Genomic DNA, 26,065 nt, shown 5'->3' with positions numbered 1-26,065 from the left:
ATCCATGCTTCCTCTAGTCTTTGAGGCCCGTCATCGATACGCCCTCGATAAACTGCTTTTGGGCGAAAAAGAACACAATCAAAAGCGGCAAGGTTGCCATGACGGATGCACTCATCAAATGATGCCATGCTGTCCCTACTTCATCGGTAAACAAGGACAAAGCGAGCGGCAGCGTCATCAGCTCTCTGTCGTTGATGAAAATGAGCGGATCATAAAACTCGTTCCAGCTCGTCAAAAACGTAAAAATCGTCAGCGTTGCGATGGCTGGCTTCGCCAGTGGCAGCATGATGCTCCAATAAATCCGCCAACGCGAGCAGCCATCAATCATTGCCGCCTCCTCCAGTTCCTTTGGAATCCCGAGGAAAAACTGGCGCATGACGAACACACCAAAAATTCCGCCTGCCCCGAAAATGGGAAGGACAATTAGCGGTACATGCGTATTGATAAATCCAAGCATGCGCATGAACAAAAACATTGGAATCGACGTCACTTCATGCGGGATCATCATTGTCGACAGCAGCACCAGAAAGACGATATTACGTCCCCGAAACGGGATTCTGGCAAACGCATAGCCTGCAATCGATGAAAATAAAACCGTTCCAACCGTGACCAGAATCGCAATGTACAGGCTGTTCCAATAGAACAGATGAAACGGCGTATTCGCCAAAACCTCTGTGTAGTTCTCCAAGCGAATCGACGAAGGGATAAACTCTGGCGGAAAGACGAATATTTTGGCCGGCTCTTTTAATGATGTAGAAAGCATCCACAAAAAAGGCACCAGCATCAGTAGGGAGATTGCTCCTAACGCGACATAGTGACTGCCAATCCCCAATAACTTGCCCGCTTGTAATCTGTGGCGATTACTCTTCATGGAACACCCACCTTTTTCTAAACTGCCACTGCAAGAGCGTAAATACTAAAATGATAAAGAAAAGCACAAAGGCAAGTGCAGACGCATAGCCGAATTCAAAGTTTTTGAAGGCACGCTCCCATATGTAATAGACAAGCACCTTTGTACTGTTATCAGGCCCCCCTTGGGTCATGACGTAAATCTGCCCAAACACCTTGAGCGAGCCGATGATCGTCAACAACGTGGTTAAAAAAACCGTCGGACTAATCATCGGGATCGTAATCTGAAACAATTGGCGCGTCCGACTGGCTCCATCAATGCGGGCCGCCTCGTATAAGTGAACAGGCACCTGCTGCAAAGCAGCGATGAACAGAACCATGTTCAAGCCCACATTTTTCAGGACACTCGTCACGATCACCACCGGCATCGCCAGCTTTGGATTGTACAGCCATGAAGGGCCTGTAATCCCAAACATCTGCAAGATCTGATTGATAAACCCCGTGTCTGTCGCAAACAAATACTTCCACACAATTGCCCAGACGATCAGCGATGTCATGACTGGCACAAAAATCGCTGTGCGGAATATCCCGATCCCCGGCAGCTTGCGCACGAGCAGTAAGGCCAACCCCAACGCCAACACGATGTTTAAGGGGACCAGTCCAGCCGAGAACGCAAATGTATTGCCCACGACCGTCCAAAATTCGGCATCTTGAAAAATCACTCTGTAATTTTCCAGCCCAATAAATTCGGCTTCCCCCAGTAATGGCCAATCCGTAAAGCTCATGTACAGCGCGAGTAAAAGCGGGCCTAACAACAGCACCACAAACCCGATAACCATTGGGCCGACAAACAGCCATCCTGCCAGATTCGCTTCTCGGTTGAAGGATTTTTTTCTTGTTCCACGTGTTCTCTTGTCAGGAGAGAGCGGGACATTCAACTTGCTCTCCATACGATCCCTCCTTAGTTGTCTATCGCATTCCGCAATGCATGGATGGAACGGCGTATTTCATCCTCGGTTCTCCCGATCGCCATCGCTCCAGCTAACAGGACGCGAACCCCCGTTTCACGTAGAGCTTCCACATCCTCCGCCACAATTTTTCGCTGTGTCGGGACGATGATGGGGATGCCTGCCTTCTCTACGATATACCGATAGGCGAGTAGATCGGCAAACGTAAGCCCCGTACCATACTCGTTCCCCGGAATAATCGACGCCTCTAATGCGGTCATGGAAAAATGCTTCACGGCTTCCAATCGGTTCAAATCGAACTGATCATCAATGGCAAACGTACTCGCCACTCCTTCTATTTTCAAAAGGGACGCTGGCAAATGATGACCATAGATGGAGATGAAGTCGATTCCCAGTGAATCGAACTGCCTGATTTCCTCGGGATTGAGCTCCTCCATTGACCCGCCAGGAACAATGCCAATCGGCCCTGCGAACTGGCTGCGTATCTTTTGGAGAAAGTCCGTATATTCAGCCAGAGGCCCGAACCGGTTGCCACTGGCACGATGGTACACATTGATATGCATCTTCAAGCCATCTGCGCCTTCCTCTATCGCAGCTCTGGCCAAGGTCTCATCGTTATGCGGGAGACTGACCATGAGCAGAAACGGCTTCTCTTCCAGTGCCTGTCGAAAACGATTCATCGTAACCTCCCTGTCAATTCACAACGGCCTGTATCCCAGACCGTTGTGACGAGCTTGCTTACTTTTTCATGATCGGATTAACTTTCTCTTCCAGCGACTTCACGATATCCGCAGGCTGTGCCGTTTGACCAAATAATTGATCAAAACCAGCCAGGATTGTCGTGTCGATTTTTTGCCAGTCCACATGGCCTGGTTGCAGATGTGCCTTAGGCATTTCATCGATAACGGCCTGCTTGATGTGTGCAGGGTCAGGGTTGCCTGGAACAATCAAGAACGGATCGGAATTCAATACAGACAAGCGCGGCGGGACAAAGTAAGTCGAGGTCTCCTGGACACCCTGCTCACTCGCGAGGAACTTGAGGAACAGCTTGGTCTCCTCCAAATGCTTGGTTCCTTTGAAAATCGAATACCCTGCCTGACCGAGCATCGGTGCCGAGCCTTGTGAACCCGCTGGCATCGGAGCAATGTCCCACTTGAAATCCTTGATCGTCCGCGCCTTCGAAACGTAGCTGTACACATCAAAGAACATGCCAATTTTGCCTGATTCAAAGCTGACCTGTTCACCTGCCTTCGGATGTGACCCATCTGTAAACATCATCCGTTGGAGCATGCTGAGTGTCTCCACTCCGTATTGGTCATTCCACGTAAACTGATTCATCTCTTTGTTGAACGGGCCGCTGCCATTTGACCATGAATAGGAAGACAGAATGATCCACGTTTTCCAATCGCGGAAGAAGTTGGCCCCGTAGATTTTGCTCGCCCCGGTTCCGCTCGAGATCGCCTGCGCTGACTTTTCGAATTCCTCCCACGTCCATTTTCCTTCCTTCGCTAGGTCGTTCGGCGATTTCAAGCCAGCCTTGTCAAACAAGTCTTTGTTGTAGAACATCACGGTAGGTGGGGTAGAAAACGGCAGTCCGTACAATTTGTCGTCTTTTTGGAACAACTCAAGCGTCGACGGGATAAAGTCATCCAGCTTAAATGCAGCGTCGTTCTTTACATCCGAGACATCTTCCAATATCCCATTCTCCATAAACTGCGGCACCATTCGCTCAGACACCCAACCGATGTCAGGCAGCTCCTGACCAGCAGCCAGCACCGTCACCTTTTGCTGGTAATCGGGGAATGGCACAGATTCCAGCTTCACCTTGATGGTCGGGTTTTGTTGCGTAAATTTTTCAGAGAGCTTCGTATACAGGTCCAAGTGGGCTTGGTTGCCCCATGTCAAAAACGTAAGCTCGACTGCTTCTTTCTTGCCCGTTGCGGAGTCACCGGGAGTCGTCGCGGTGTTGCTGCACCCAAATGTAAACGCTGTCAAAGCAGTAGACAATGCCAACAGGATTGCCTTTTTCATGGCGTACCTCCTTATCTGTTTTCCCTGTCACCAGTATAAAATTGAGTGAATAGTAAGATAAATCATGCAGGATTTAGATTTGGTATGAGATTTAAAGATCTTTACTGCCGACGAGATCTCGGTAGCTCCCAGGTGTCATCCCGACTTCCTTTTTAAATACCAGCATGAAATGCTTCGCGCTCTGATACCCCACTAAGCGCGCGATATCATATACCTTCAGGCTCGTCTCGTGTAACAGCTGCTTGGCACGGTTCATCCTCACCTGCGTGATGTAGTCAGAGACATTTTCCCCCGTCTCGGTCTTGAACAATTGACTCAAATAAATCGGATTCAAATGAACACATTCCGCTAGTGTTTGGAGTCTCAGATCGCCGTCCAAATGATCGTGAATGAATGCTTTTACCTTGCGAATGATTTGTCTTTCTTCTCTATGGCTGCCGTCGACGGTGTTTTGTTCTTCCCGGACTTTCTTTTTACGATCCAGCACCTCCCTGATTTTTGCGAGCGTGCTCACCAGTTCTACTCGATCAATAGGCTTCAAAAGGTAGTCGGAGACTTTGTACTTCAATGCTTTCTGTGCGTAGTGAAAATCACCATAGCCACTAATAATCACAATGGGCAGCTCCTCGTACATCTCCCGAATTTTCCCGATCAGCGCCAAGCCATCCACTTCCCGCATGCGGATATCTGTCACAACCAAATCAGGCATTTCCGTGCGCAGATATTGCAAGGCGTCCTTTCCATTTTCCGCTTCTGCCATGACGGCAAAACCAGATGTTCCTTTTTCAATTAACGTTCTCAAGCCTTCCCGAATCATTCGTTCATCTTCCACCAGCAATACTTTGTACATGGCGTGATTCTCCCTTCTGAAAATCGAGTGGAATCTTCATCGTAATTTCCGTGCCCTGATCCGGTCTGCTCACAATCGTTAGCCCATACTCATCCCCGAACAATAAGGTCAGCCGCTGGGAAATGTTTCGCAAGGCTGTCCCATTGTGTGCGTTTCCTGTCATCTCATGCTGCTGCATAGGCGTACGCAGACTTGCGAGCAGACGACTCAAAGTTTGCTCGGACATTCCCTTGCCATTGTCTCTCACACTAATCTGCATCACACCCTCCTGACAAAGCGACGTGAGCCATATCGTCCCTCCCTGTTCCTGATGCTCAATCCCGTGTGCAATCGCATTTTCAAGCAATGGCTGTAGCAGCAGCTTCGGGATACGCTGATCCGACAGGCTCTCTTCTACGTCCATAAACACCTGAAGGCGCTCTCCCAGACGAATCTTTTGAATACGGACGTAGGATTCTAACGACATCAGTTCTTGCGTCAGCGTAACCTGCCCATCCTCTCGCGCGACCGTATAGCGCATGAGTTTTCCGAGCGAAGCAACCATATCGGACACATCGTAATTACCCGAGCGGATCGCCATCATATTGATCGATTCGAGTGTGTTGTAAATAAAATGCGGATTGATCTGACTCTGCAAGGCCGCCAGCTCCGCCTCCCGCTCACGCAAGCTGCTAAGATACACCTCATTGACAAGGCGGTTGATTTCCTCGACCATCTGATTAAATTGCTCGCTCAGCTTCCCGAGCTCGTCTTGGGAAGCGACAGGAACTCGTTCATGGAAGTTTCCCCGCTTTACTTGCATCATTTTCTCTTTCAACTGAACGAGCGGCTTGCTGAGTGAATAGGAAAAATAAATCGCAAGTCCGCCAGCGACGAGCAAAAACATCGCCGCAATCAACATCGTAAAACTGCGCAAGCTATTGGATTCTGCGAGCAGGATATCGAGCGGAATCAGACTAATCACCACAAGCCCCGTCTCTTTTGATTGATGATCCACGAAGAGATATGGCTGTCCCTGAATCACCTTCTGATTCGCATCCCCACGATTGATCGCAGGGGTTTCTTGCAGCAAAGTACGATAACCCGGCGAGCCTTCGCTCTCCCTCTTTTCATAAAACAGCTCGTTTCCCTCGTTGACGATGATCAAGCTCCCATCCTTGGTAAAAGGCATATCAGACAAGATCTGGTCAAACATGTCCATTTTCATATCGATTTTCATGATTCCAAGCGGTACTTTCGTATACGGCTCACGCAATAACCGAGCCACTGACATATAGCGCTCCCCAGAGGCATCCAAATAATAGCTGGGTCGATGCTGTGGAATAATGACGGCTGCTCCCTGTTCCTTGATCACGCGCGAATACCATCCCTCTTCCGCCAAATCTCCCTTGCTCTTCATGACAGAGGGGTCCAGATTGGAAAAAATCATGCCATTTCCCGCGATGATTTGAATACCTTTTACTTCCGGTCGGCTATAGGAAAGACTGGAGATAAACAGCGTCATCTTCTCCCTTTTTTCCATGGAGAGAAAAGAAGTAGCCGACGTATTTGTCTGAATTTCTTTTAAAATGGACAGGACTTCCGGATCGTAGAGCGGCATGAGTGATAAACGCTTCATCTCCCGTATATTGCGCTCCAGGTTGCGGTTGATCTGCCCCACAATCTGCCCCGTGTATTCAGCCGTTCTCAATTCCGTTGAAGCCGTAAACTTGCTGTACGTGATGACCCCTTGCAAGCTCAACGGGATTGCGATCAAGCAGAGAAAAAGCGTGAGAATCTTCGCACGCAGTGTTCCGTTTAAAAAAAGCGTCGAGACTTTCCTTTTCATGATGGCCCCTTTCCACTTGTTTGAATAATCAGTATTTTCCCCATCAAAAAATCCGTCAGGTCCAAAATCCTGACGGTCTGTTCCTCAGTCTATTTCGATGCCCATGTAGAGACAATCGTAGAATGTATCCCCAATCAAAAATTCTCTCGTCAACGTACCCATTTCCTTGAAGCCCAGCTTTTTGTACAAATGAATAGCAGAATCGTTGTCTGAACGGACTTTCAGATTGATTTTTCGTATGACTTTTGATTGCTTGGCCCATTCCAGCAAGGATTCGAGTAGAAGTCTCCCAACCCCTGATCCCCAAAATTCTTTCAAGACGCTAATCCCAAATTCACCTACATGCTGCGTCCGCGATCGGATACCCCCTCGAAATGTCATGTTCCCTACAATTCTCCCGTCAACCTCTGCAATCAAACAAAGTTGATTGTGAGCTTCCAGACATCTTTTGATGTTTTCTTTTTGCTCATCAGGGGTGACTGTCCATTCTTGCGGTCCAAATGACAAATTATCCGTCTCTCCTGATACGCAATGTATGAACGCAACCAAGGCTTCAGCATCTGCCAGCTCCGCTGATCGAATGATGACATTTTGCCCAGACTTCAATTTGGATCCCTTCATAAGAACCTCCTCGCATTGGAAACTTTTCATACTATTTAAACAGAAAAACGGACGCCTGTTAACCGTCCGCTTGTAACTGCACTCTAGGTTTTTAAGGTCGATATCCGTACATACTGAAAACAAACAGCAAGCATAGATAGATAATCGCCGCGGGTACAATGGTTAGAGAAATGAAAAACCGTTTCTTCACACTGTTGGCATCTCGAAACAGCCAAAAGTAGATGAACAACAGGAGGAGGAGAAATGGGACAAAATAAAAACCGAGCATGAGTCCCACCCAATCCGAGTTGGTTTTCCAGAACTGCTCCGGCACGGGCAGCCGATGATATTCACTATATATCTGTTCTTTACGAGAGATAAATAGGTAAGATAGCACGAGGTAGTAACCGAATATAACGAATTTCAGCCAAGGCTTAATCTGTTTCGCTGCGAGTGTTATGGAAAAGATGATCCCTAATATAAACCATAATGCCATGTATTCCATTTGGATCCCTCCTACGAAGGATTATAGGGATCGGATCTGTTGGAGATAAGTACCAACTTTTTTTGGTACCTCACCCTCACGTGATTGCAAGAGTCGACAAAATTTGGAATACTTCCTATAATAGACTTGTCAAACAACACGGTATGCGAGTATCTTTGCATATAGAAAGCTCACTACCTGTAGGAGATGGTCACGATAACGTACGCTCTTTCGTTTTTACTGTCGTTTTGTATCGTTATGGTGCTGATTCCGCCTCTGGCTAAATTGGCATTTCGCCTTGATTTTGTGGACAAGCCACGTAAAGACGTGGAAAGAAAAATTCACCGGGAGCCTATCCCATTGACAGCCAGCTACGCTATTTTTGTCGGCTTTGCTGCATCGTTTTTGCTCTTCTCGAAAGAATCGACCGGGCAAACGATCGCTGTACTGTCAGGTTCACTACTGCTGTTGATTATCGGTACCATTGATGACTGGTACAAGACGCAAGGCAAGGATTTTTCCGCCCTGCCCAAGCTGATCGTCCAAGTATCTGCCGCCGTCATTGTCTATCTGTCGGGTATTACTTTTTCCGGCTTTTACAATCCGTTGAGTGGCGAATACATCTTGCTCCCGCAATGGTTGCAGTTCATCCTGACCATCTTGTGGATTTTCGGAGTAACGACGGTCATCAACTTTTCGGATGGCATGGACGGTTTGGCTGGAGGACTTTCTGCGATCTCCGCAGGCACACTCTTCGTAGTCGCTTTGGTAAAAGGACAAAGCACATCTGCGATTATGGCGATCAGTCTGATCGGTGTTGCCTTGGCTTATCTGCGGTACAACAAACCGCCGGCCAAAATTTTCATGGGAGATGCAGGCGCGACCTTCCTTGGCTTTATCTTGGCCGTTATCGCGTTGGATGGTGCCTTTAAACAGGCAACGATTCTCTCCTTGTTCATTCCGATTTTAGCACTCGGTGTGCCGATTTTTGATAATCTGTTTGTGGTGACCAAACGCTTCCTGCAAGGAAAACCGATCTACCAAGCAGATGCCAGTCAGGTTCATTATCGCCTGCTGCGTTCTGGACTCAATCCAAAGCAGGTCGTCACCTTCCTGTGCTTGATCAGTGTTTGCTTTAGTCTGACGTCTATTATCCTGCTCCTGCTCGGAGTATAGTTATTATCGATCACAATGAAAAATGCCGCTTGGGTCTAGTCCCTGCGGCATTTTTTTTATGAGCGGATTACGCAAAGTCTCTCTCCCGCTAGCTCTGTTGGACGGTTGCTGCTTCTGCGGCATTTTCCAGCTTCTTGCGATGTTGCAGGCAAGCCTCGCACCTTCTGCTTTTTCGCCCAAAAGCCGTGTAGTATTTGCTTTTTTTGCAAGACCGGCACGTAATGTACAACGAGCTCGACAAGTTGTAGTTCTCCACTGGCGTGTTTTCTTTGAGGTGCACCGTCTTGTTGTATTTCATGAGCAAATGAGCTGTGTGGATGGCATCGACCAAGGCCGAGTGCAGCCTACCCTCCTGGATGATTCCTGCCGTGTCGATCGCTTCTTTTAGACTCATCTGTTTGCGATCAGCCAAAAGCATGCTAATTGGCGGTTGGATGTCATTGTAATTGCGCATCCAGTTGAAGTCCAAACCGAACCGCGCACAATGCTCGATCATCAGCCGCTTGTCATCTTGCCCCCATGTGCACAGGTAGTATTCAGAATCGTTGCCGATCCACTTCATAAATTCTGCGAACGCCCGGCGAAACGGGATAAAGGTTGGCATGTTCTCTTTATCGAGACCGATGAACTTCCGTGTTCTCTCCGAGATTCTGCGTTCAATGGCTGGAAAGGTATAGCGCTGAAATGTGTCGACCTCCACGCCATTTTTTCCGGGCACGACTTTTGCCGCTCCGATCTCAATAATTTCCGGAATCTTGTCTCTCTGATATGTCAGTGTCGTTTCAAGGTCAAAAACAATGATCTGCAAGCGTAATCACATCCTGTATGTATTGTCTCTATTATGGCTCGAATCGGGCATAGAAAGCAAAACAAAGACCAAAGCGGCTGTGATTGAAACGAAAAAGGATAAGAACCCATCGGATTCCTATCCTTGTTTATTTGTTTAGTCTGGTGATTTTGTCGATTCCCTCGTCAATTGACGCAATCCGTAGCTCATCCTCGCTATTTGCCCGTCTTCATCCCCGAAAAATTCAATCCAGGGGATGGAGTCTCTTTTTTGGAAAATGAAGCTGTCTTTTTGTACCGGGATCAGCGGAAACGAGAGACCATCCACCTCCAGGAATAGCTTCCCTTCGCTTTTGGCAATCGATGCGCTTACCCATTCCTGCGAAGAGTAGCGACCCTCGTACAATGATAACTGCTCATCTGTGACCTCGTATGGATCATAGGCATAGACCGGAGCACCAGCCGACCTTGCAAAATAACTGTTCAAAAAGCCGAGGACCAACTCTCGGACGCTCACGCCATCGAGATTGACCAGAATCACGCCCGTAATCCCTTGAGCCGGAACCGAAAAAATGTGCGAGCTGATTCCCTTCAACGATCCGCCATGCTCTACCAGCAAGCCATCTGGAAAGGCAGGCGAGACCATCAAACCATAGCCGTAGGAGCGATGCCCGTCCACACGAGCAAAGGGGGTGAGCATTTGCCGGACGCTATCGGCAGACAAAATAGTTGTCGGGTTTCCCGTTGCCCCCAAACGAAAGACTTCCAAATAAGCGAGTAGATCATTCACAGTCGATTTGAGGAAACCGGCCGCCCGCATCGGTGGAGCATCGTGCCAGATGGGTGCTGCAATGATTTGATTTTCGTCATCAATTTTTTTGTTGGTATACAAGATCGTGACGTCAGCCTGGTCAGCCAACTCATCCACAGAAAAAACGGTTCTATTCATACCCAGTGGCTGCAAAATATGCGTCGCCATGTATTGCTCATACGTCTGGTTGCTGACCCGTTCAATGATCGCCCCCAAAAGCCCGTATGCATCGTTGTTGTAGCTAAAGGCACCCCCTGGCTCTGAGAGTGGCTTCCCTTCGAATCCAGCAATGGCTTCCATGACTTCTTCGTACGTATCCAGGTAAGGCACTGTCTTTAGTTCTTCCTCTGCCTTGGTTCCAATGACAGCAGGATCATTCTCCATACTCCGCCTCATTGCACCATCTAAGTAAGGCATGGGCGCTATTCCGGGCGTATGTGTCATGAAATGATGGATCGTCATGCGTGCTGTCAGTTCGTGATCGCCCGCCCGAAACTCAGGCAAATATTTCACGACGGGATCATGAACAGACAGCTTGCCTGCCTCCTGCAACTGCATGATCGCAACGCAGGTAAACGATTTGGTGATGGATGCGATGCCAAAAACGGTGTCAAGGGAAAGGGGCTGTTGCTGTTCTCTGTCACGAAACCCGAACGTCCCCTCGTACAAAAGCTCACCTTCACGTGCAACAGCTATAGCTGCACCCGGAGCATTCGCCTCGTCCAGCAGCTGCTGTGCATACGCCTGGAACTGTTCCTTCCATGCCGTCATTTTCATCAACTCCCTATCGCTTGCTCATAAATCGCTTTTGCAACACGGGCGATGGTATGCTCTGCGGCTTCTTTGTCAGTCACACCGCGTGATAGTGCCGTGATCGCAATCATTCCTTTTCCTTCGGGCAAATAAATGATGCCAGCATCATTGACGACAGCATTGACGGTCCCGGTCTTATGTGCGACCTTTGTTCCTTCTGGCAGCATGTACGGCAGACGGCTGTTGTAATGCTGACGTCGCATGATGTCCAGCATTAGCTCGCAGGAGGCTTCCGTGAGAATTTGTTTTCGCGCAATCAGAACGAGCAGGCGGTTCAGCTCGGCAGGTGTCGCTACGTTATTATCAAGCGTAGGCATCGAGACATCGTGGATCAATTCGTAATTGCCTGACTCTTCCCGTCGCATGAACTCATCGAACCCTGCCTCCGATGGTGCAGGCTCATTCATACCCACACAATGGTTGAGGAGCTCCCAGCAATTATGCCGCAAATGAATCTGCGAAAGCCCCAGCTCATGCATGTGCTCATTCACCTTGTCGATGCCGCCGATCAGCTCGAGAATTTGGTCTGTCGCATAGTTATCGCTGACAATCGTCATCAGTGTCGCCAAGTCTTTGACCGTTAAAGCCGCTCCGGCATCCAGCTCTTGCAAAATGCCCGACCCTGGGACGCGATCCTCCCATTTCAGTGTCACACGCTGATCGAGGCGGATTCGTCCTGCTTCCACCTCGCGCATCAAGGTGACCATGATCGGGATTTTGAATGCACTCGCCAGTTGAAACAACTCTTCCTCCAGATGTCCTGCTGTCTCTCCCGTTTCCAAATGCACAGCTGCGATTCCAAAAATACCGGGCGCTTCCTTCAATACGTTTTCTACCGCTTGTTGCCATGTCATCAAAATTCCTCCCCCATCTCGCGAAACGGCCCACACATGTATTTTCGTGTCGGCCATTTCTTTTTAGCGCTATTGTTCTTTGTATCCCCACTTGAAGTCGATGTAGCCCAATGGATCGACCGTGATGCCTTTTACTTTTTCATTTTGTACCCATGAATTGACGCTGGAATACACACCAGTGACCGGCATTTCTTCCATCAAGATGCTCTCCGCTTCGACCAGATACTGATTGCGTTTGGCCTCGTCCGGCTCGGCGTACGCCTTTTTCACCAGCTCTACGTATTTCTCGCTAAACCAGAAGGTAGAGTTATTGGAGCTGTACTTCTCCATCATGAGCTCCAGGAAGTTGACAGAGTCGTTGTAATCTCCCGTCCAGCCTGTTCGGGAAATCATGTACTTCCCTTGCTCCTGATCGTCAAACATGACCTTCAATTCTTTGTTGATCAGCTTGACGTCCACACCGAGAGCTTGCTTCCATTGAGCCTGCAATGCTTCGGCAATCTTCTTGTTGAGGTCGGAGGTATTGTAAAGATAGGTGATTTCGGGCAACTTGGCGATACCAAGCTCCCTCATTCCTTCTGCCAATAACTGTTTCGCCGTCTCCACATCGTTATCCTTGAAATATCCTTCCGGCTTTAGAGAAGCGGAAAGCGGGACGAAGCCCATCAAGGGAGTCTGTCCGGCTTGACCGATGTTTTCTGCGATGTCACTGCGGTTGATCGCGTAGGCAAACGCTTTGCGGATTTTGCTATTCGTAAATGGCGGCTTCTGTGTCTGGAACAAGAGATAGTAGTTGGTGGCACGTTTCATGGTTTGCAGCTTGCCTTCATCACGTAACGGTCCAATGGCATCTGCAGGCAGACCGCTAATCGGGCCGCCAGCCCAATCCAGCTCGCCGCTATTGAATAGCTCCAGCTCGGTATTCGTATCTTCTATCATGGAAAACTCGATTTCGTTAAACTTCACAACGTCTTTGTCCCAATAGTGCTCGTTTTTGGCCAGCTCAATCTTGTTTTTATGCTCCCAATTTACGAGCTTGAACGGCCCATTGGTCACGATGGACTCGGGCTTTTTCGCCCAATCGGGATTGGCTTCTACTACCTTTTGGTTGACCGGATAGTAGAAGGTCGCAAGTGTCAGGAAGTATGGAGTCGGGTTTTCCAAATTGACTTGCAGGGTCTTGTCATTGACGACCTTAATGCCGACATCCTCCGCTTTCGCCTTCCCTTCATAAAAGGCACGGGCATTTTTGATCGGATAATACTTGTAGGCGGACCCGCTGGCTGTCTTCGGATTGAGTACACGCATCCAGCCGTAGGCGAAGTCTTGAGCCGTAACCGGGTCGCCATTGCTCCACTTGCTGTCGCGCAATGTAAAGGTGTACACCTTTTTGTCCTCCGATACTCGAATGTCGGAGGCAACGGAATTGACTGGCTTGCCATCCTTGTCCAAACGAACGAGCCCGTCGTACAGCGAACGGATGAAAGCACCGGAAATCACATCGTTGGACATGCCTGAATCAAGTGTTTCGGGCTCTGCGGCATTCATGTGCAACGTCTGCTCGGCCGCAGTCTGCATAGTTGCCTGCTGCGCTGGCGCGGTTTGCTGCTGGTTGTCTGGTGCGGTTTGAGTCGGCGTATTGCCGCTGCTACAGCCTGCAAATAGTCCACTAAGCAAAACGAAGAGACTTGTCATGACAACTGGTCTTTTCATGCTGTACCCCCTGTTTGAGTCGGATATCTGATTATTGAATAAATATTCTGCAAATTTTATGCCATTCGTATTTTCCGTTGTTCTTTGGTTGATTTTATTCCCTGCTGAATACATTTACCCGGGTCGGTCCGACAAGTTTCTACCAGTAGTCTCTGTCACGCAAAAAAGAAGTATTCATCCTTGAATACTCAGGCTGTCGAGAAACCCCCATCCTGAATTTTTCGGATTGGGCAGAAAAAATTTGGCCTTCTAGAATCGCTCCTAACGCGTTTTACGAGGGTGGGGAGACATATTTATACCCCCTAAAATCAAGCGAAAAGCCCCCTTTTTTTCGGAAGGGGACTTTCTCTACACTCTGAGTATTCATCCTTGAATACTTCTATTCATTCGCGCATATGGGGCTGTCCTCTCTAGCTTATTGCTGGTTCATACATAGCTACCGCATCACATGACCGTCGGCAAAAAACGATCGGGACGTGCTTTTGCTTCGCCAGCTTCTTTATATTTTTACACAAGCTGTGACTCACGAAGTTAATAAAGACAAGAACAAGTTCCGTATCAGAAGGAATCGTCGCCTTCACATCGGATTTTTTGCGACCAGATACGTGATACACATTGTGGAACCCTTTGTTCTGCAACAAGCTCTCGATTTCTGCTACCCGATCTCCTCCTACCACAAGAACGCCTGCCATAGTCCTTCCTCCTCTCTTTTTTCCACGCCTTTTCTTCTATTTTCCGGTGCGCGCTTGCGAAATCTTTGCCTCAGGTTTTTCCGCCGGGAGTCTGTATTTTTCCGTTCGCTCAATCTGAACGACCTGTGAATCGTGAACCACAATATGTATGGAGCCGTATTCCAAACCGTCCAGTGCGCGTGCGATTTTCTCTAATAAGAGATCGTCCAGGGAAATCTCATTCTTTGCCATGGGGATCACACTCCTGTTTCGTCAAATTCAATGTATATTATTCCTACCTATTTAGTATGTTTTTTAATCTGATAATACCTCTTGAGCCCGATTGCTGTCAATGTCAAACAGTTTGGGCATCAAGAGGCTTCTCTCACCTCATTTTCCTTCGATTGACGAAAAGCTCCCTGCGCAACTAGACAGCTTGGTTGTCTTTGTCCTCGCGGGAGCTTTCGGTCGACCGATCAGCTAATCACATAAAAACCGATGCATTTACTCTGATATGAAAATATTACCATACAATTCTGTCATCGGTCAATGCCCCGCGTAATTCTTCATTCCCTCCATTGTTTCCCGTTACACCAAGTGACAGGCGACAAATCTGTCGGTACTGACTTCGCGGAAAGCAGGCACTTCCTGTCGGCAAATGTCTTTCACATACGGGCAGCGCGTGTGGAATTTGCACCCTGCCGGAGGATTCGCTGGACTTGGCATGTCTCCCTGCAGGACGATGCGTTCGCGCTTTTTCTTTGGGATCGGAAGCGGCACAGAGGAGAGCAATGCTTTGGTGTACGGATGGAGCGGTTCCAAAAACAATTCATCCCGAGGTGCCAGCTCCAGCAATGACCCCAGATACATGACCCCAATCCTCGTGCACAGATGCTCCACGACGCTCAAATCATGGGAAATAAATAAGTACGTCAGCTTCCTTTGCTCCTGCAACTCTGCGAACAAATTGATAATTTGCGCTTGGATTGACACATCCAGAGCAGATACTGGCTCATCCGCGACGATAAAATCAGGGTTCATCATAATGGCCCGTGCGATACCAATCCGTTGACGTTGACCACCCGAGAATTCATGCGGATACCGATCGACATGATACGATGCCAATCCACATAAAGCCATGACCTCTAAGACTCTTTCTCTGACCTCCGCTTGTGGGAGCAGCCCGTGATCAAGCAGCGCTTCACCCAGTGCTTCTCCGATTCGGACGCGCGGATTCAACGAGCTGTACGGGTCTTGAAAAATATATTGCATCCGGGGGCGCAAAGCTCGGAGCTCTTGGCGATTCAAGGCGTGCACATCGATACCCTGGAAACGGACTTCTCCCTCTGTTTTTTCCAAAAGGCGCAAGATCGTGCGACCTGTCGTGCTTTTCCCGCTGCCGGATTCACCGACCAACCCGAATGTCTCCCCTTTTTGGATGGAAAAGCTGACGTCATCCACCGCTTTCACATGGCCGATCGTCCTGCCTAAAAGCCCTCCGGTAATCGGGTAATATTTTTTCAATCGGCGCACTTCCAGCAAATTACTGTCCACGGGCGATCTCCTCCTCATACAGCCAGCACGCGACCTTTCTGCCGTCTCCCCCATCACGCAAAGGTGGCTGCTTCACCCGGCAAATGTTCAAGCATTGATCGCATCGGTCAAGAAAATAGCACGATTCACCGAGCGTCGTCGGATTTGGTACTTGACCAGGGATGGAATACAGCTTGGCTCTGCGTTGATTCAGCACAGGCTTGGAGCGAAGCAAGCCTTGTGTATACGGGTGCTTCGGCTCCTCGAACAGCTCGACGACAGGAGACACCTCTACCACTTTCCCTGCATACATCACGACCACATGATCGGCCATTTCCGCTACGACACCCAGATCGTGCGTGATAAAAAGAATCGCAGTTTGGGCTTCATCCTTGATTTTGCGCAGCAGATCGAGGATTTGCGCCTGAATGGTCACATCCAAAGCAGTCGTCGGCTCATCGGCGATCAGCAGGCGGGGATTGCAGGATATTGCAATGGCAATCATAATGCGCTGCAGCATGCCACCGCTCAATTCATGGGGGTACGATTTGGCGATTTCTTTTGCCCGGGGGATTCCGACCAGCTCGATCAGCTCGATGGCTCGCGCTTGGGCTGCTTTTTTGCTTAATCCCTGATGCTCCATGATCGGCTCCATGATCTGCTCACCGATGGTCAGTACGGGATTGAGTGACGACATCGGCTCCTGAAAAATCATGGCCAGCTCATTGCCGCGGAGCTTGCGCATTTCTTCTTTGCTGACTTTTCGCAGGTCACGGCCTGCAAACCATATCTCACCCGAAACGATACTGCCTACCGCTTCTGGGATTAGTCCCATCAATGACATGGCTGCCGCGCTTTTGCCGCAGCCTGACTCGCCTACGATGCATACGGTCTCTCCTTCATAGATGCGCAGATCGAGGGCATCGACTGCTTTGACCACGCCTTGTTCGGACTTGAAGTTGGTGCTTAGATTTTGGATTTCGACTAGAGCATTCATGCTTGGCTCACCTGCCTTTTCGTGTATTTGAAGGAGCTGTAGTGGAGAGGGAGAAGTGATTTCCAGTCTACGCTTCGGCCTACGCCCCGCAATGGGGATTCACTGTCCGCTTCGAAAAAAATGGCGGGAGCGCTTCAAACGTTGAAGTTTCGGGGAAGTAGTCCATAAGTGAAGCTGAAATTCCCCGCCATTTTTTCCTACGCTGGGGCGGGCTCCAGAGGCGCTTGGACTGGAAATCACTTCCCCCTGCGCTGCTTTAGCTATCCTCTTGAAAGTAAGTTCAAGAAGGTAAAAACAATTCAAAAGAACCCCTCAACGCTTCTGCTTCGGGTCCAAAGCATCCCGCAGTCCATCCCCTAGCAAATTAATCGAGATGACAGTAGCAAAAATAGCAATTCCAGGAGGAACCCACAGCCACGGTCTTTTCTGAAAATCGATCAAGGTATTTGCCGCATCCATCATGTTGCCCCATGTCGGCGTTGGCGGGACGACTCCCAGGCCGAAGTACGATAATACGGATTCGCTCAGGATCGCACCACCGACATTCAAGGTGGCAACGACAATCAAGAGCGGTGTGAGATTGGGCAGCAAATGGAAGAATAGCTTGCGTCTGTCGCGCAGACCGAGGACTTCTGCTGCTTGCATGAATTCACTTTCACGCAGGGTGAGCATCTGGCTGCGGACCATTCGCGCCAAGCCGGGCCAGCCGATCAGGCTCAGCATAACCATAACGATGTAAATGCGGTAGTCGGTCGGGATTTTCCACTCGGAGAGGACTGCGCCCATAATAAACAAGAGCGGCAGACCAGGAATGGTCATAAGCACGTCTGCTACACGCATGATTACTTGATCGACCCACCCGCGGTAAAAGCCAGCCAGCGCACCAAGAAGGGCGCCAATGGAAACGGAGAGCACCATAGAGGCGATGCCGACTGTCAATGAGATTCGGCCAGCCTGCATCAACCGCGTCAAAATGTCTCTGCCCAAACTGTCCGTCCCAAGCCAATGGGCGAAGCTCGGCGGCTTGTTGATCATGGCCGTATTGATCTTGCCGGAGGCGTACGGAGAAAAAAACGGACCGATGAAACACACCACTGCCATGACGAGTAAAAACACAAGTCCAACCATGGCCAGACGCTTCTTTTTCAATCGCAAAAACGCCTCGTGCCACAAGGACGAACGCAACGCTACCTGCTCCGGTCTCGTCACCTCCGCTACTTCACTTACCGTTGATGCCATCGTTTTCCCTCCTATTTCAACCGAACCCGCGGGTCAGCCACTCTGTACAGCAAATCAGCAGATAAGTTTCCGATGACGGTGAGAATCGCCAGGAATATCGTAAAGCCCATCAAAAGCGGGTAGTCCCGTACAGAAAACGCCTGCATGTACAACTGTCCGACACCGGGCCAGTTAAATATTTTTTCCGTGATGATCGCCCCACCGAACAATGCTGGCAGCTCAAAGCCTAACAGTGTAATGGCAGGCAGGAGCGCATTGCGCAGCGCGTGCTTGTGCAGGACGACTTTTTCCTTCAGCCCTTTTGCCCGAGCCGTACGCACGAAGTCTTGTTGAATGACCTCCAGCATATTCGTGCGGAAATAGCGAGTCAGCGTCCCCACGCTCAGCAAAGTCAAAACAGCCACAGGCAAAAACATATGCTGAACCACGTCCCACGCATAGGCGAGCCCTGTTTCCTTGCTGCCGATCATCATCATGCCCCCTGCGGGAAACAGCTTGGCGTCGACGGCAAACAACTTGATAAACAGTAGTCCAACGAAAAAGACAGGCAGCGACATCGCAGCAAAAACACCGATCGTCACGAGCGCATCGAACCAGGAATGCTGCCTTGCAGCTGACAGAACTCCGATTGAGATCGCGATTACCCACGTAAAAAAAGTGGAGGTAATCGCCAGCAAAAACGAATTCCAGATGTAATCGTTCAACAGCGACATCACCGGCTGCTGGTATTGCAGAGAGTAACCAAAATCGCCTTGTAGGGCGTTTTTCATCCAAATGAAATACCGTTCGACGACAGGCTTATCCAGCCCGTACATCGCTTTCAGCTCCAGCTTTCGTTCGGCTGTCAGCTTGGGACTCGTATCGACGAAATCACCTGGCGTTAGGGCATACAGGAAAAAAATCAAAATGGATGCGCCGAAGAGAGTCGAAGCCATGTAAAAGACCCTTTTCAGGAAGTAGGACGTCATCGTTGGCCTCCTTTCATGCTTGGGGAAAAAAGAAAGCCCAGCCCCAGGGCCGGGCACAACATTCGTAAATCAGTTACTCGAACCTGTTACTCAATTTTGATACCAGGCAGGCTGGTCGAAATACCGGTGAACGGATTCGGTTCCAAGCCCTTGATCTTGCCGTTGTGCGCAGACAAAATTTTGCGGTAGCCGAGGAAGATGTATGGTGGGTCATCGCTCAACTCTTTGTACAGGTCTTTGTAGATTGCTTTGCGCTTCTCGATGTCCAGCGTAGATAGACCTGCTTCCAGCAATTCGTCTACTTTGGCATTGGAGTAGCCGTTCGTTCCGGTAAATCCGCTCTTGCCCTTTTTCGTGGAGAAGGCGTCTACACCGTCATCTGGATCGATCAGCATCGTGGTCGAGAACGAAGCGAGGTCATGATCGCCTTTTTCCGTCCGTGCCAAAACGGCGTTGTAGTCCATCATTTCTGCTTCAAACTGGATGCCCAGCTCTTTGTAGTTTTCTTTGGCAATCGGGATCAGAACTTCTCCCAGCTTTCCTTTTGTCGTGTAGTAATGCACGATCAGCTTTTGTCCGTCTTTTTCGCGGATACCGTCCGCGCCCGGCTTCCAGCCCGCTTCATCCAGGAGCTGTTTCGCCTTTTCCGGATTGTAGGCGTACGGATTGACATCCTCCGTATAGGCCCACGAAACAGGGCTAATCGGTACGTTGGCGACTTGCGCGTAGCCTTGATAGGTCAGGTCCAGAATCTTTTGGCGATCCAGTCCGTAGATGAAGGCTTGGCGGACGCGCTTGTCTTTAAAAAAGGGCTTGGAATGATTGAACTTGATGTACGAATAGGCACTGGAGGTGTACAGATTGATATTCACGTATCCCAGCTCTTGCAACTGCTCAATATTATCCGAGTTGACGGTAAAAGAGTTGTAATCCATTTCCCCTGTCTGGATAAACTGCAGAGCGTCGCCCTCTGTCGTCTTGTAGATAAAATGCTCGACTTGCGGCTTGCCCGCGTAATAGTGCTCGTTTGCGAGATAGCGGACTTCTTGACCAGGAATGTACGCCTCAAATTTGTAAGGTCCAGCTCCCAATGGCTTGCCGTGCAAGGTGCGGAGATACTCCAGATCGCCTGGTTTGTACTCCTTGCCGTAGTACGCCTTGGAGAGCACCTGCCCGCCTAACAGGACGAGAGACTTGGCGTTCACTTTCTCCGTCGTGATCTGGATCGTCTGTGGATCAATCACCTTGATCCCTTCGATCGTGTTCGCTTTGCCTTCCTTGTATTCACGACCACCCTTGATACTTGCTACGAAAATATCCGTTTCGCCGTCGTACGTTTTGTCGTGCAGAATCGTCAGTGTAAAGGCTACATCCTCTGCCGTCAGCGGTGAACCATCGCTGAATTTCAGATTCGGTCTCAGGTGGAATGTATACGTGAGCTGGTCAGGAGATACGTCCCATTTTTCCGCGAGCTTGGGTACTGGCTTTCCTGTCGCATCGACATCGACCAGTGATTCGAAAATCGCTGAGGTGACGTTGCCATCGTAGCCGTTGTGGTAAAAAAACGGGTTAAACACGCCGCCTGGCTCCGTCAGGCCAGCAATGAAGGTATCGGTCCTCTTGGCGGCTGCTTCCGGCAGCTTGGATAAATCCGTAGCCAAATTGATGCCGTCTTTTATGTCTTGCACCTTGCTGGCAGCAGGTGCTGATGCTTCTGTCGACGGAGTCGCCGTTTGTGTCGAGGTAGCCGGCGCACTGCCCTCGGAACTGCAACCTGTGACCAGTAGCGTCCCTAGCAGCAAAGTTGAAATGATTTGCGAAAGCCTTTTTTTCATGGTGATCCTCCTTCATATCCACTCACTCAGTGAAACCAGCTCCTCCGGTGGTCCGGTCGGATCAAAAAATATACCTTATAATTCTTACCTGTTTACTATGAATTAGATTATAGGTATCTACACCTGATCAAGTCAACATTTTTTTCCAAACAAAAAAAGCCCCGATTATTCGAGGCTCAAGTTAGTTGCATGTCGGTTATACGGAATGCCTAGTTTTTCACACGCCTGCATCACGAATAGAGCATGTCGCTCACGCATGGTTTTCTCTATCCTTTTTTCCAATCCCCAATCAGATAGATTCGAAGCTGGCCGCAGTGCGGCACACAAATCCCAATACGGAAGCTGGGTGTAATCGAGTGTCTTGCTGGCAGATTGATAGTGAAGGGTAAAATCATTCATAGCCTCCACGCCAAATGCCCACAAAATCTCCAGTCTGGCATTGCCGAGATCAGACAAGGGGTCGCCGATCGCAGCGTCTTCCCAATCGATGACAGCAGCCAGTTTTTCTTCCTTCCACATCGTATTTCCCGGCCAGAAATCGCCATGCAAAAGTGATGCTGCATTCGCTTGGGGCAGCGGCCAAACGGACTCCAGCACTTCGCGAATGAGTCCTTCATCCAATGATTTGTCCAGAATCGCAGGTCTTTTGTGGAGCTTTTCTGTTAGCGCTTCTTCTTGTTTCGGCAAATAAGTGCCTGCCAGCCTAGAAGCTTCTATCGAATGGATGCGAGCCAGTACCTCAGCTACTTGCTGTAAATAGCTGAACAAGTCGACTGGATTGGTGACTGTCTGGCCTTCTATGAATTCGATGACCAGGCACGGTGTGGGAAAAATCTCGCTAGATGCTTCGAGATGATAAGGCGTTGGAGTCGGCAAGCCAGCGGACTTTAGAATTTGCAAAAGTTTGAATTCATCCGATGCGATCTGCGGGTTGCGCTTGCGGTCAGCCTGACCGTGCTCGCGGACGACTACTTTTTTCTTTTTGCCGTCAGGGGCCTCCATTTCAAGCGCGGTGACCTGTGCAGAAATCCCCCCTTTTAGCTCCCATGCACGAAGGAGCTTGGCTGAAGGGTGCATGTTATGTACCAGGCGTGTCCATTTCTCATCCATTGCTTTACCCCCTTTATGCTCCACTGTCTGATTGTTTGTACAGCCCTACTTTCATCATTTCCATATACGATTCTAATTCCGCAAAAAAGGATTGGATATGTGCAAAGCCTTTGTCGCTGGCTTCGTAGTTTTCGCGGACATACTTTTGCGTCAATGCCTCTACAGCCGACAGCAAAAAATGTAGCGCCTTCTGTGGATCGAACTGCACTTTGATCATTGATGTATCGACATGATCCAAAAACAAGGGAAGATATCGCGCATTGAACTGGGCCTCTCTGTCCTCGATCTCAGCCCGGCATTCCTCGGGATAATCGAAAAAGGTCGCAACTGCCATTTGATAAATAGCTGGTTCCTCGGCAAAGAGCGCCATTTTCGCTTGATGGACGTGAAGAAATCGCGCAAAAAAGTCCTGCGGCGCTGCTTCCATTCGTGCTTGTATAGAGGCAAAAAAACGTTCAATACAAGCATCGACAATCGCTAGGAACAGTCCCTTTTTACTCCCGAAAAAGTGGAACAGCATCCCCTTTGATACGCCTGCGTTCTGCACGATTTGATTGGTGGAGCCTCGTTCATAGCCTTTCACGGAAAATTCAACAAGGGCCGCATCCAACAGCTTTCGCTTGTTCGGCTCCAAATTTTCGTCCTGCCAAATTCCTTGTATGTCCGTCACCTTCTCTCCGTTCTTCTTTTTCCTATCATAACGCTTATTGACCAGGTGGTCAAAGCGGAGTTATACTTTCCTCGAAGACTTCATCATCCCTATTCCACCACAAGGAAGTGATGCCTGATGACACGGATTTTGCCCGTATTCGCCCGTATTATCCTCGGAGTGATTTTGCTTGGAGCAGGTGTGAATGGGTACATGGTCTTGTTTGGATTCGAGCCTATCTTTCCAACCAGTCCTGCTGCCATGAAGCTTTTGCAAGGGTACCTGCTCGTTTTGGTCAAAACCGTCGAAATCATCTGTGGATTGCTGTTCCTGACCAACCGCTTCGTCCCACTGGCTCTAACCGCCACCGCTCCTCTTGCTGTCAACATCTTGACGTTCCACCTGTTTGTCGATTCCGATATGCTCGCTATGGGACTGATGGTCGCGATATTGGAAGTGTATTTGTTGTGGAGCTATCGTCGTAGTTTTCGTCAGTTGATGACGATGTAGACAAAAAGACACTATATTCCATCTGTTGTGGTCGGGAGAAGCCCTGCCACATGTTTTCCAGTCGCCTATATCCTCTCTACGTTCGGGCGGTCTCCTTCCAAACATGTGACAGGACTTTCGAACAGCAGTGGATTCCTTCGTGTGCTTAAAACGTTTTTCAAGTTAACGCACGGAAGCTTCTAAAAGAAAATTCGGTTGAAAATAAAACATCTTAGAACCACTTTCAACGATTTAACGAATAGCTACGCCGGAAGAAGCAAATTTCCAGTCCAAGCGCCTCTGGAGCCCGCCCCAGCGTAGGAAAAAATGGCGGGTAATTTCAGCTTTTATTACATACAAAAACGCCTGCGTGTTTTCAGGTTTGAAGCGCGTTCCGAAGCGGACAGTGATACCCCTTGCAGAGCGTAGGCCGAAGCGTAGACTGGAAATTCGCTTCTTCCTCCCACTACAGCTACTTCATAAAAACGAAAAAAGCCGGTACCAAGAGGTGTACCGGCTTTACAGATATCATCTTTTCGGTAAATGAATCTGCCATGATATTCCGTAACGATCTTGAACCCATCCGAACTTTTCACTGAACGGATATTGTCCAAGCGGCATGAGTACTTGTCCATCCGAGGAAAGCTGTCCAAAAACCCTGTCAACCTCTTCCTCTGTATCGCAGTCCACAAACAACGAAATCGCCGGAGTAAAGGCATGATAGTCACCGTTCGTATTGTCGATACACATGAAGGTTTGGTCTTTTAAGGTGAAGGTGGCGTGCAGGACTTGTCCATTCTCGTGATGCATGATCTGCTTGATTTCGGAGCGATCAAAAATAGAAGTGTAAAACTTCATCGCTTCTTCCGCCTGTCCGTGGAACATGAAAAACGTAGTGATAGCTTGCACTGACAATCACTCCTTTTCGTGATGCTATACATCTCCATTCTTCCCGTTCCTCAAATATGCATAACTCTGCATCACACTAGAAAGTCATTGCCGTTATAACATCCTTAACTGAATACTATCTCCCTTTCTCATTTATCGTGATTGATAACAATAGTATCACCAGGACTTATATCATAAACCGTTAAATCTTTAACATCAGAAAGCAAAGCAGAGAGTTCGCTTGGCCGACCGGTTAAAAAATCAAATACGCCAAAATGTGTCGGGATGACATTTTTTATATTTAGCAGGCGGACTGCCTTAGCAGCCTCTCGGGGGGACATCGTATAGGCATCACCGATAGGCAATAGCGCCAAGTCTGGAACGTATAATTCAGCAATTAGAGCCATGTCACCAAATACGTTTGTATCCCCAGCGTGATAGACAGTGTATCCATTTTCGAATTTGATCACGTACCCCATAGGCTCCCCACCATAGAGAATCTGATCACCATCAACGAAAGCCGAGGAATGGTCTGCATGTACAGCAGTAACCGCAATATCTTCAAATTGTCGAGTTCCACCTTTATTTATCGCAACAATATTTTGAACACCTTTTTTCTGGAGAATAAAAGCCAGTTCCCAACCTGCCAACACGCTGGCACCTGTTTTTTGCGCAAGCCAAACGGCATCTTCAGCATGATCTCGATGTGCATGTGTTAAAAAAATGTAATCTACTTTTTCTATGTTTTTAATCGTTTCGGGACAGGAGGGATTGTTTTTAATCCATGGATCAATAAGTATTTTTTTATTTCCAGATGTTTTTATATAAAATCCGCCAAAACCAAGCCATGTAAAAGAAATATTTCGGTTTAGCATGTTATACTCCCCCTTTAAAAACTTCTATCTGTAAAAACTTCCTTAGCTGCATTCAGTCCATTTAATGCGGCGGGGAAACCAGCATAAACGGCCATTTGCATCATTATTTCCATGATCTCTTCTTTTGTGCATCCAACATTTAAGGCACCGTTAATATGTACTTTCAGTTGAGGAATTGCGTACCCAAGAGCGGTTAAGGCTGCAACGGTAGCAATCTCACGAGATTTCAATTCCAATCCTGGTCGGCTATAGATGTCTCCAAATGGGAATTCAACTAAAAAACGTTCAAAATCAGGGGCGATTCCTTTCAAAAACTCGCGAGTACGAACACCAGATTCTCCGACAACCTGATTCATTACTTGTGAACCGACTTCATACCTTATTTCTGCCATCTTTAAAATCCTCCGCTTCTTTGTTATCTGTCCCCTCAATGTAACTCTCATAAAATGAAATTTTTTGAGTTACAGCATTTATAAATAATTCAATATTCCGTTGTTGCTCGAGCAACTTATTCCGATGATCCATAAGAATCGAAAGTCGATTCCTAACTGGTTCTTTGGGCATCTCCCCGGATTCCAAACGTTCAAGTATGCAGCCATCTTTTGTGAACTCCGAAATATCTTCAAGTGACATCCCTGTATTTTTGAGAGTTGCCATGAAAATAAGAAAGTTTACATCAGAATCACTGAATTCGCGTATTCCATTTTTGGATCTCTTTATTTTAGGAAATAATCCATTTCTTTCATAAAATCGAATGGTATGTGCAGAAAGTCCGGTTCTTTCCGCAACTTCTTTAATATTCATTTCGAGGAGCTCCTTCTGTTGTCGACTTGGTCCAATCTTACACCTTTGAGTTGACTCTAAGTCAAGTTGCCTGTTTGCTTAATCCATTCCGTCTAAAACGTTATTTTTGGAGTCTAATTAGTGCTTTGGAATTTTTGTAAGAGAATTAGAAAAAGACAGGCAAATGCCTGTCTTCAGACTGAAGAGAACCCCCCTTTTTGGGGGATTTCTTTTTGGTATTGTTCCAGCACGAAGTGCTGAAAAA

Annotated in this window: 27 protein-coding genes; 2 read left to right on the top strand and 25 right to left on the bottom strand. The window is 48.5% G+C overall.

The genetic code is table 11. The features are described from left to right. Positions 1-13: 13 nt before the first annotated feature. The 8 genes from KB186_RS25355 to KB186_RS25320 form a co-directional block, all read right to left on the bottom strand. A complete protein-coding gene (locus KB186_RS25355) occupies positions 14-871 on the bottom strand; it encodes a carbohydrate ABC transporter permease (protein WP_173610198.1) in 858 nt (285 codons plus the stop codon). Next, complete coding sequence (locus KB186_RS25350) at positions 861-1,799, bottom strand: carbohydrate ABC transporter permease (RefSeq protein WP_232774623.1); 939 nt, start codon at positions 1,797-1,799, stop codon at positions 861-863. Before KB186_RS25350 ends, KB186_RS25355 begins: the two co-directional genes overlap by 11 nt. 11 nt (positions 1,800-1,810) lie before the next feature. After that, a complete protein-coding gene (locus KB186_RS25345; RefSeq protein WP_232774622.1) occupies positions 1,811-2,497 on the bottom strand; it encodes a hypothetical protein in 687 nt (228 codons plus the stop codon). A 58-nt stretch (positions 2,498-2,555) separates the two neighbouring features. Continuing rightward, positions 2,556-3,848 carry an ABC transporter substrate-binding protein gene (locus tag KB186_RS25340; protein WP_232774621.1) on the bottom strand — a complete coding sequence of 431 codons (1,293 nt, stop codon included), beginning with the start codon at positions 3,846-3,848 and terminating at the stop codon, positions 2,556-2,558. A 91-nt stretch (positions 3,849-3,939) separates the two neighbouring features. After that, complete coding sequence (locus KB186_RS25335; protein ID WP_173610194.1) at positions 3,940-4,698, bottom strand: response regulator transcription factor; 759 nt, start codon at positions 4,696-4,698, stop codon at positions 3,940-3,942. Continuing rightward, positions 4,670-6,526 (bottom strand): cache domain-containing sensor histidine kinase, encoded by a 1,857-nt coding sequence (locus KB186_RS25330; RefSeq protein ID WP_221867978.1) that lies wholly within the window; start codon positions 6,524-6,526, stop codon positions 4,670-4,672. The genes KB186_RS25335 and KB186_RS25330 overlap by 29 nt, the downstream gene beginning before the upstream one ends. A gap of 84 nt (positions 6,527-6,610) precedes the next feature. Continuing rightward, entirely contained in the window at positions 6,611-7,147 is a 537-nt protein-coding gene (locus KB186_RS25325; protein ID WP_064203098.1) for a GNAT family N-acetyltransferase, read from the bottom strand. A gap of 91 nt (positions 7,148-7,238) precedes the next feature. Further along, positions 7,239-7,631, bottom strand: coding sequence for a hypothetical protein (locus tag KB186_RS25320; RefSeq protein WP_173610192.1), 393 nt, complete (start codon positions 7,629-7,631; stop codon positions 7,239-7,241). Between the two features lie 186 nt (positions 7,632-7,817). On the opposite strand from KB186_RS25320, the gene KB186_RS25315 reads away from it, so the two are divergent. Further along, entirely contained in the window at positions 7,818-8,786 is a 969-nt protein-coding gene (locus KB186_RS25315; RefSeq protein WP_173610191.1) for an MraY family glycosyltransferase, read from the top strand. A gap of 88 nt (positions 8,787-8,874) precedes the next feature. Here the strand turns inward: KB186_RS25315 and KB186_RS25310 are convergent, their stop codons facing one another. The 13 genes from KB186_RS25310 to KB186_RS25250 form a co-directional block, all read right to left on the bottom strand. Then, positions 8,875-9,594, bottom strand: coding sequence for a 3'-5' exonuclease (locus tag KB186_RS25310; RefSeq protein ID WP_173610190.1), 720 nt, complete (start codon positions 9,592-9,594; stop codon positions 8,875-8,877). 135 nt (positions 9,595-9,729) lie between these two features. Continuing rightward, entirely contained in the window at positions 9,730-11,154 is a 1,425-nt protein-coding gene (locus tag KB186_RS25305; protein ID WP_232774620.1) for a serine hydrolase domain-containing protein, read from the bottom strand. Between the two features lie 5 nt (positions 11,155-11,159). Further along, on the bottom strand, positions 11,160-12,050 hold the full coding sequence (locus tag KB186_RS25300) for a serine hydrolase (RefSeq protein WP_173610188.1): 891 nt from the start codon (positions 12,048-12,050) through the stop codon (positions 11,160-11,162). Between the two features lie 69 nt (positions 12,051-12,119). Then, on the bottom strand, positions 12,120-13,763 hold the full coding sequence (locus KB186_RS25295; protein WP_232774619.1) for a peptide ABC transporter substrate-binding protein: 1,644 nt from the start codon (positions 13,761-13,763) through the stop codon (positions 12,120-12,122). 410 nt (positions 13,764-14,173) lie between these two features. Continuing rightward, positions 14,174-14,455 (bottom strand): DUF2325 domain-containing protein, encoded by a 282-nt coding sequence (locus KB186_RS25290; protein ID WP_173610186.1) that lies wholly within the window; start codon positions 14,453-14,455, stop codon positions 14,174-14,176. A 36-nt stretch (positions 14,456-14,491) separates the two neighbouring features. Beyond that, positions 14,492-14,686, bottom strand: coding sequence for a YezD family protein (locus tag KB186_RS25285; protein WP_232774618.1), 195 nt, complete (start codon positions 14,684-14,686; stop codon positions 14,492-14,494). 336 nt (positions 14,687-15,022) lie between these two features. Then, a complete protein-coding gene (locus tag KB186_RS25280; RefSeq protein ID WP_312027533.1) occupies positions 15,023-15,988 on the bottom strand; it encodes an ABC transporter ATP-binding protein in 966 nt (321 codons plus the stop codon). After that, positions 15,978-16,964, bottom strand: coding sequence for an ABC transporter ATP-binding protein (locus tag KB186_RS25275; RefSeq protein ID WP_173610183.1), 987 nt, complete (start codon positions 16,962-16,964; stop codon positions 15,978-15,980). Before KB186_RS25275 ends, KB186_RS25280 begins: the two co-directional genes overlap by 11 nt. A 312-nt stretch (positions 16,965-17,276) precedes the next feature. Then, on the bottom strand, positions 17,277-18,203 hold the full coding sequence (gene opp4C, locus KB186_RS25270; protein ID WP_232774617.1) for an oligopeptide ABC transporter permease: 927 nt from the start codon (positions 18,201-18,203) through the stop codon (positions 17,277-17,279). Positions 18,204-18,214: 11 nt separating this feature from the next. Beyond that, on the bottom strand, positions 18,215-19,171 hold the full coding sequence (locus tag KB186_RS25265; protein WP_232774616.1) for an ABC transporter permease: 957 nt from the start codon (positions 19,169-19,171) through the stop codon (positions 18,215-18,217). 86 nt (positions 19,172-19,257) lie between these two features. Further along, positions 19,258-21,006 (bottom strand): ABC transporter substrate-binding protein, encoded by a 1,749-nt coding sequence (locus tag KB186_RS25260; protein WP_232774615.1) that lies wholly within the window; start codon positions 21,004-21,006, stop codon positions 19,258-19,260. Between the two features lie 165 nt (positions 21,007-21,171). Beyond that, positions 21,172-22,116, bottom strand: a complete 945-nt coding sequence (locus tag KB186_RS25255; RefSeq protein ID WP_232774614.1) for a phosphotransferase family protein — start codon at positions 22,114-22,116, stop codon at positions 21,172-21,174. Between the two features lie 13 nt (positions 22,117-22,129). Further along, entirely contained in the window at positions 22,130-22,786 is a 657-nt protein-coding gene (locus KB186_RS25250; RefSeq protein ID WP_173610178.1) for a TetR/AcrR family transcriptional regulator, read from the bottom strand. Positions 22,787-22,903: 117 nt separating this feature from the next. Here KB186_RS25250 and KB186_RS25245 point away from each other — a divergent pair, with 117 nt between their 5' ends. Further along, positions 22,904-23,275, top strand: coding sequence for a hypothetical protein (locus KB186_RS25245; RefSeq protein WP_173610177.1), 372 nt, complete (start codon positions 22,904-22,906; stop codon positions 23,273-23,275). A 507-nt stretch (positions 23,276-23,782) separates the two neighbouring features. Here KB186_RS25245 and KB186_RS25240 read toward each other — a convergent pair. The 4 genes from KB186_RS25240 to KB186_RS25225 all read right to left on the bottom strand — a co-directional run bounded on the left by KB186_RS25240 (position 23,783) and on the right by KB186_RS25225 (position 25,821). Further along, a complete protein-coding gene (locus KB186_RS25240; RefSeq protein ID WP_173610176.1) occupies positions 23,783-24,169 on the bottom strand; it encodes a VOC family protein in 387 nt (128 codons plus the stop codon). Positions 24,170-24,291: 122 nt separating this feature from the next. Next, positions 24,292-25,017, bottom strand: coding sequence for a metal-dependent hydrolase (locus KB186_RS25235; RefSeq protein ID WP_232774612.1), 726 nt, complete (start codon positions 25,015-25,017; stop codon positions 24,292-24,294). A gap of 14 nt (positions 25,018-25,031) precedes the next feature. Beyond that, the gene (locus KB186_RS25230; protein ID WP_232774610.1) at positions 25,032-25,409 is read right to left on the bottom strand and encodes a carboxymuconolactone decarboxylase family protein; all 378 of its coding nucleotides are present in this window, start codon (positions 25,407-25,409) and stop codon (positions 25,032-25,034) included. Next, positions 25,390-25,821: a MerR family transcriptional regulator gene (locus tag KB186_RS25225; protein WP_232774608.1), complete on the bottom strand. Its 432-nt coding sequence runs from the start codon at positions 25,819-25,821 to the stop codon at positions 25,390-25,392. The genes KB186_RS25230 and KB186_RS25225 overlap by 20 nt, the downstream gene beginning before the upstream one ends. Between the last annotated feature and the right edge of the window lie 244 nt (positions 25,822-26,065).

The organism is Brevibacillus sp. AF8 (genome assembly GCF_021270385.1).
In the GTDB taxonomy this organism is placed as follows: Bacteria; Bacillota; Bacilli; order Brevibacillales; family Brevibacillaceae; genus Brevibacillus.
Note: the sequence above shows the minus strand (reverse complement) of the source record. Positions and strands in the feature narration are given on the sequence as shown.

Coding starts and splice junctions, on each gene's coding strand:
- KB186_RS25355 (WP_173610198.1), bottom strand. CDS start 871: ATGAAGAGTAATCGCCACAGATTACAAGCGGGCAAGTTATTGGGGATT.
- KB186_RS25300 (WP_173610188.1), bottom strand. CDS start 12,050: ATGACATGGCAACAAGCGGTAGAAAACGTATTGAAGGAAGCGCCCGGT.
- KB186_RS25320 (WP_173610192.1), bottom strand. CDS start 7,631: ATGGAATACATGGCATTATGGTTTATATTAGGGATCATCTTTTCCATA.
- KB186_RS25285 (WP_232774618.1), bottom strand. CDS start 14,686: ATGGCAAAGAATGAGATTTCCCTGGACGATCTCTTATTAGAGAAAATC.
- KB186_RS25235 (WP_232774612.1), bottom strand. CDS start 25,017: ATGCTAAACCGAAATATTTCTTTTACATGGCTTGGTTTTGGCGGATTT.
- KB186_RS25290 (WP_173610186.1), bottom strand. CDS start 14,455: ATGGCAGGCGTTCTTGTGGTAGGAGGAGATCGGGTAGCAGAAATCGAG.
- KB186_RS25345 (WP_232774622.1), bottom strand. CDS start 2,497: ATGAATCGTTTTCGACAGGCACTGGAAGAGAAGCCGTTTCTGCTCATG.
- KB186_RS25260 (WP_232774615.1), bottom strand. CDS start 21,006: ATGAAAAAAAGGCTTTCGCAAATCATTTCAACTTTGCTGCTAGGGACG.
- KB186_RS25230 (WP_232774610.1), bottom strand. CDS start 25,409: ATGGCAGAAATAAGGTATGAAGTCGGTTCACAAGTAATGAATCAGGTT.
- KB186_RS25350 (WP_232774623.1), bottom strand. CDS start 1,799: ATGGAGAGCAAGTTGAATGTCCCGCTCTCTCCTGACAAGAGAACACGT.
- KB186_RS25245 (WP_173610177.1), top strand. CDS start 22,904: ATGACACGGATTTTGCCCGTATTCGCCCGTATTATCCTCGGAGTGATT.
- KB186_RS25265 (WP_232774616.1), bottom strand. CDS start 19,171: ATGACGTCCTACTTCCTGAAAAGGGTCTTTTACATGGCTTCGACTCTC.
- KB186_RS25295 (WP_232774619.1), bottom strand. CDS start 13,763: ATGAAAAGACCAGTTGTCATGACAAGTCTCTTCGTTTTGCTTAGTGGA.
- KB186_RS25315 (WP_173610191.1), top strand. CDS start 7,818: ATGGTCACGATAACGTACGCTCTTTCGTTTTTACTGTCGTTTTGTATC.
- KB186_RS25325 (WP_064203098.1), bottom strand. CDS start 7,147: ATGAAGGGATCCAAATTGAAGTCTGGGCAAAATGTCATCATTCGATCA.
- KB186_RS25305 (WP_232774620.1), bottom strand. CDS start 11,154: ATGACGGCATGGAAGGAACAGTTCCAGGCGTATGCACAGCAGCTGCTG.
- KB186_RS25330 (WP_221867978.1), bottom strand. CDS start 6,526: ATGAAAAGGAAAGTCTCGACGCTTTTTTTAAACGGAACACTGCGTGCG.
- KB186_RS25255 (WP_232774614.1), bottom strand. CDS start 22,116: ATGGATGAGAAATGGACACGCCTGGTACATAACATGCACCCTTCAGCC.
- KB186_RS25335 (WP_173610194.1), bottom strand. CDS start 4,698: ATGTACAAAGTATTGCTGGTGGAAGATGAACGAATGATTCGGGAAGGC.
- opp4C (WP_232774617.1), bottom strand. CDS start 18,203: ATGGCATCAACGGTAAGTGAAGTAGCGGAGGTGACGAGACCGGAGCAG.
- KB186_RS25340 (WP_232774621.1), bottom strand. CDS start 3,848: ATGAAAAAGGCAATCCTGTTGGCATTGTCTACTGCTTTGACAGCGTTT.
- KB186_RS25275 (WP_173610183.1), bottom strand. CDS start 16,964: ATGAATGCTCTAGTCGAAATCCAAAATCTAAGCACCAACTTCAAGTCC.
- KB186_RS25225 (WP_232774608.1), bottom strand. CDS start 25,821: ATGAATATTAAAGAAGTTGCGGAAAGAACCGGACTTTCTGCACATACC.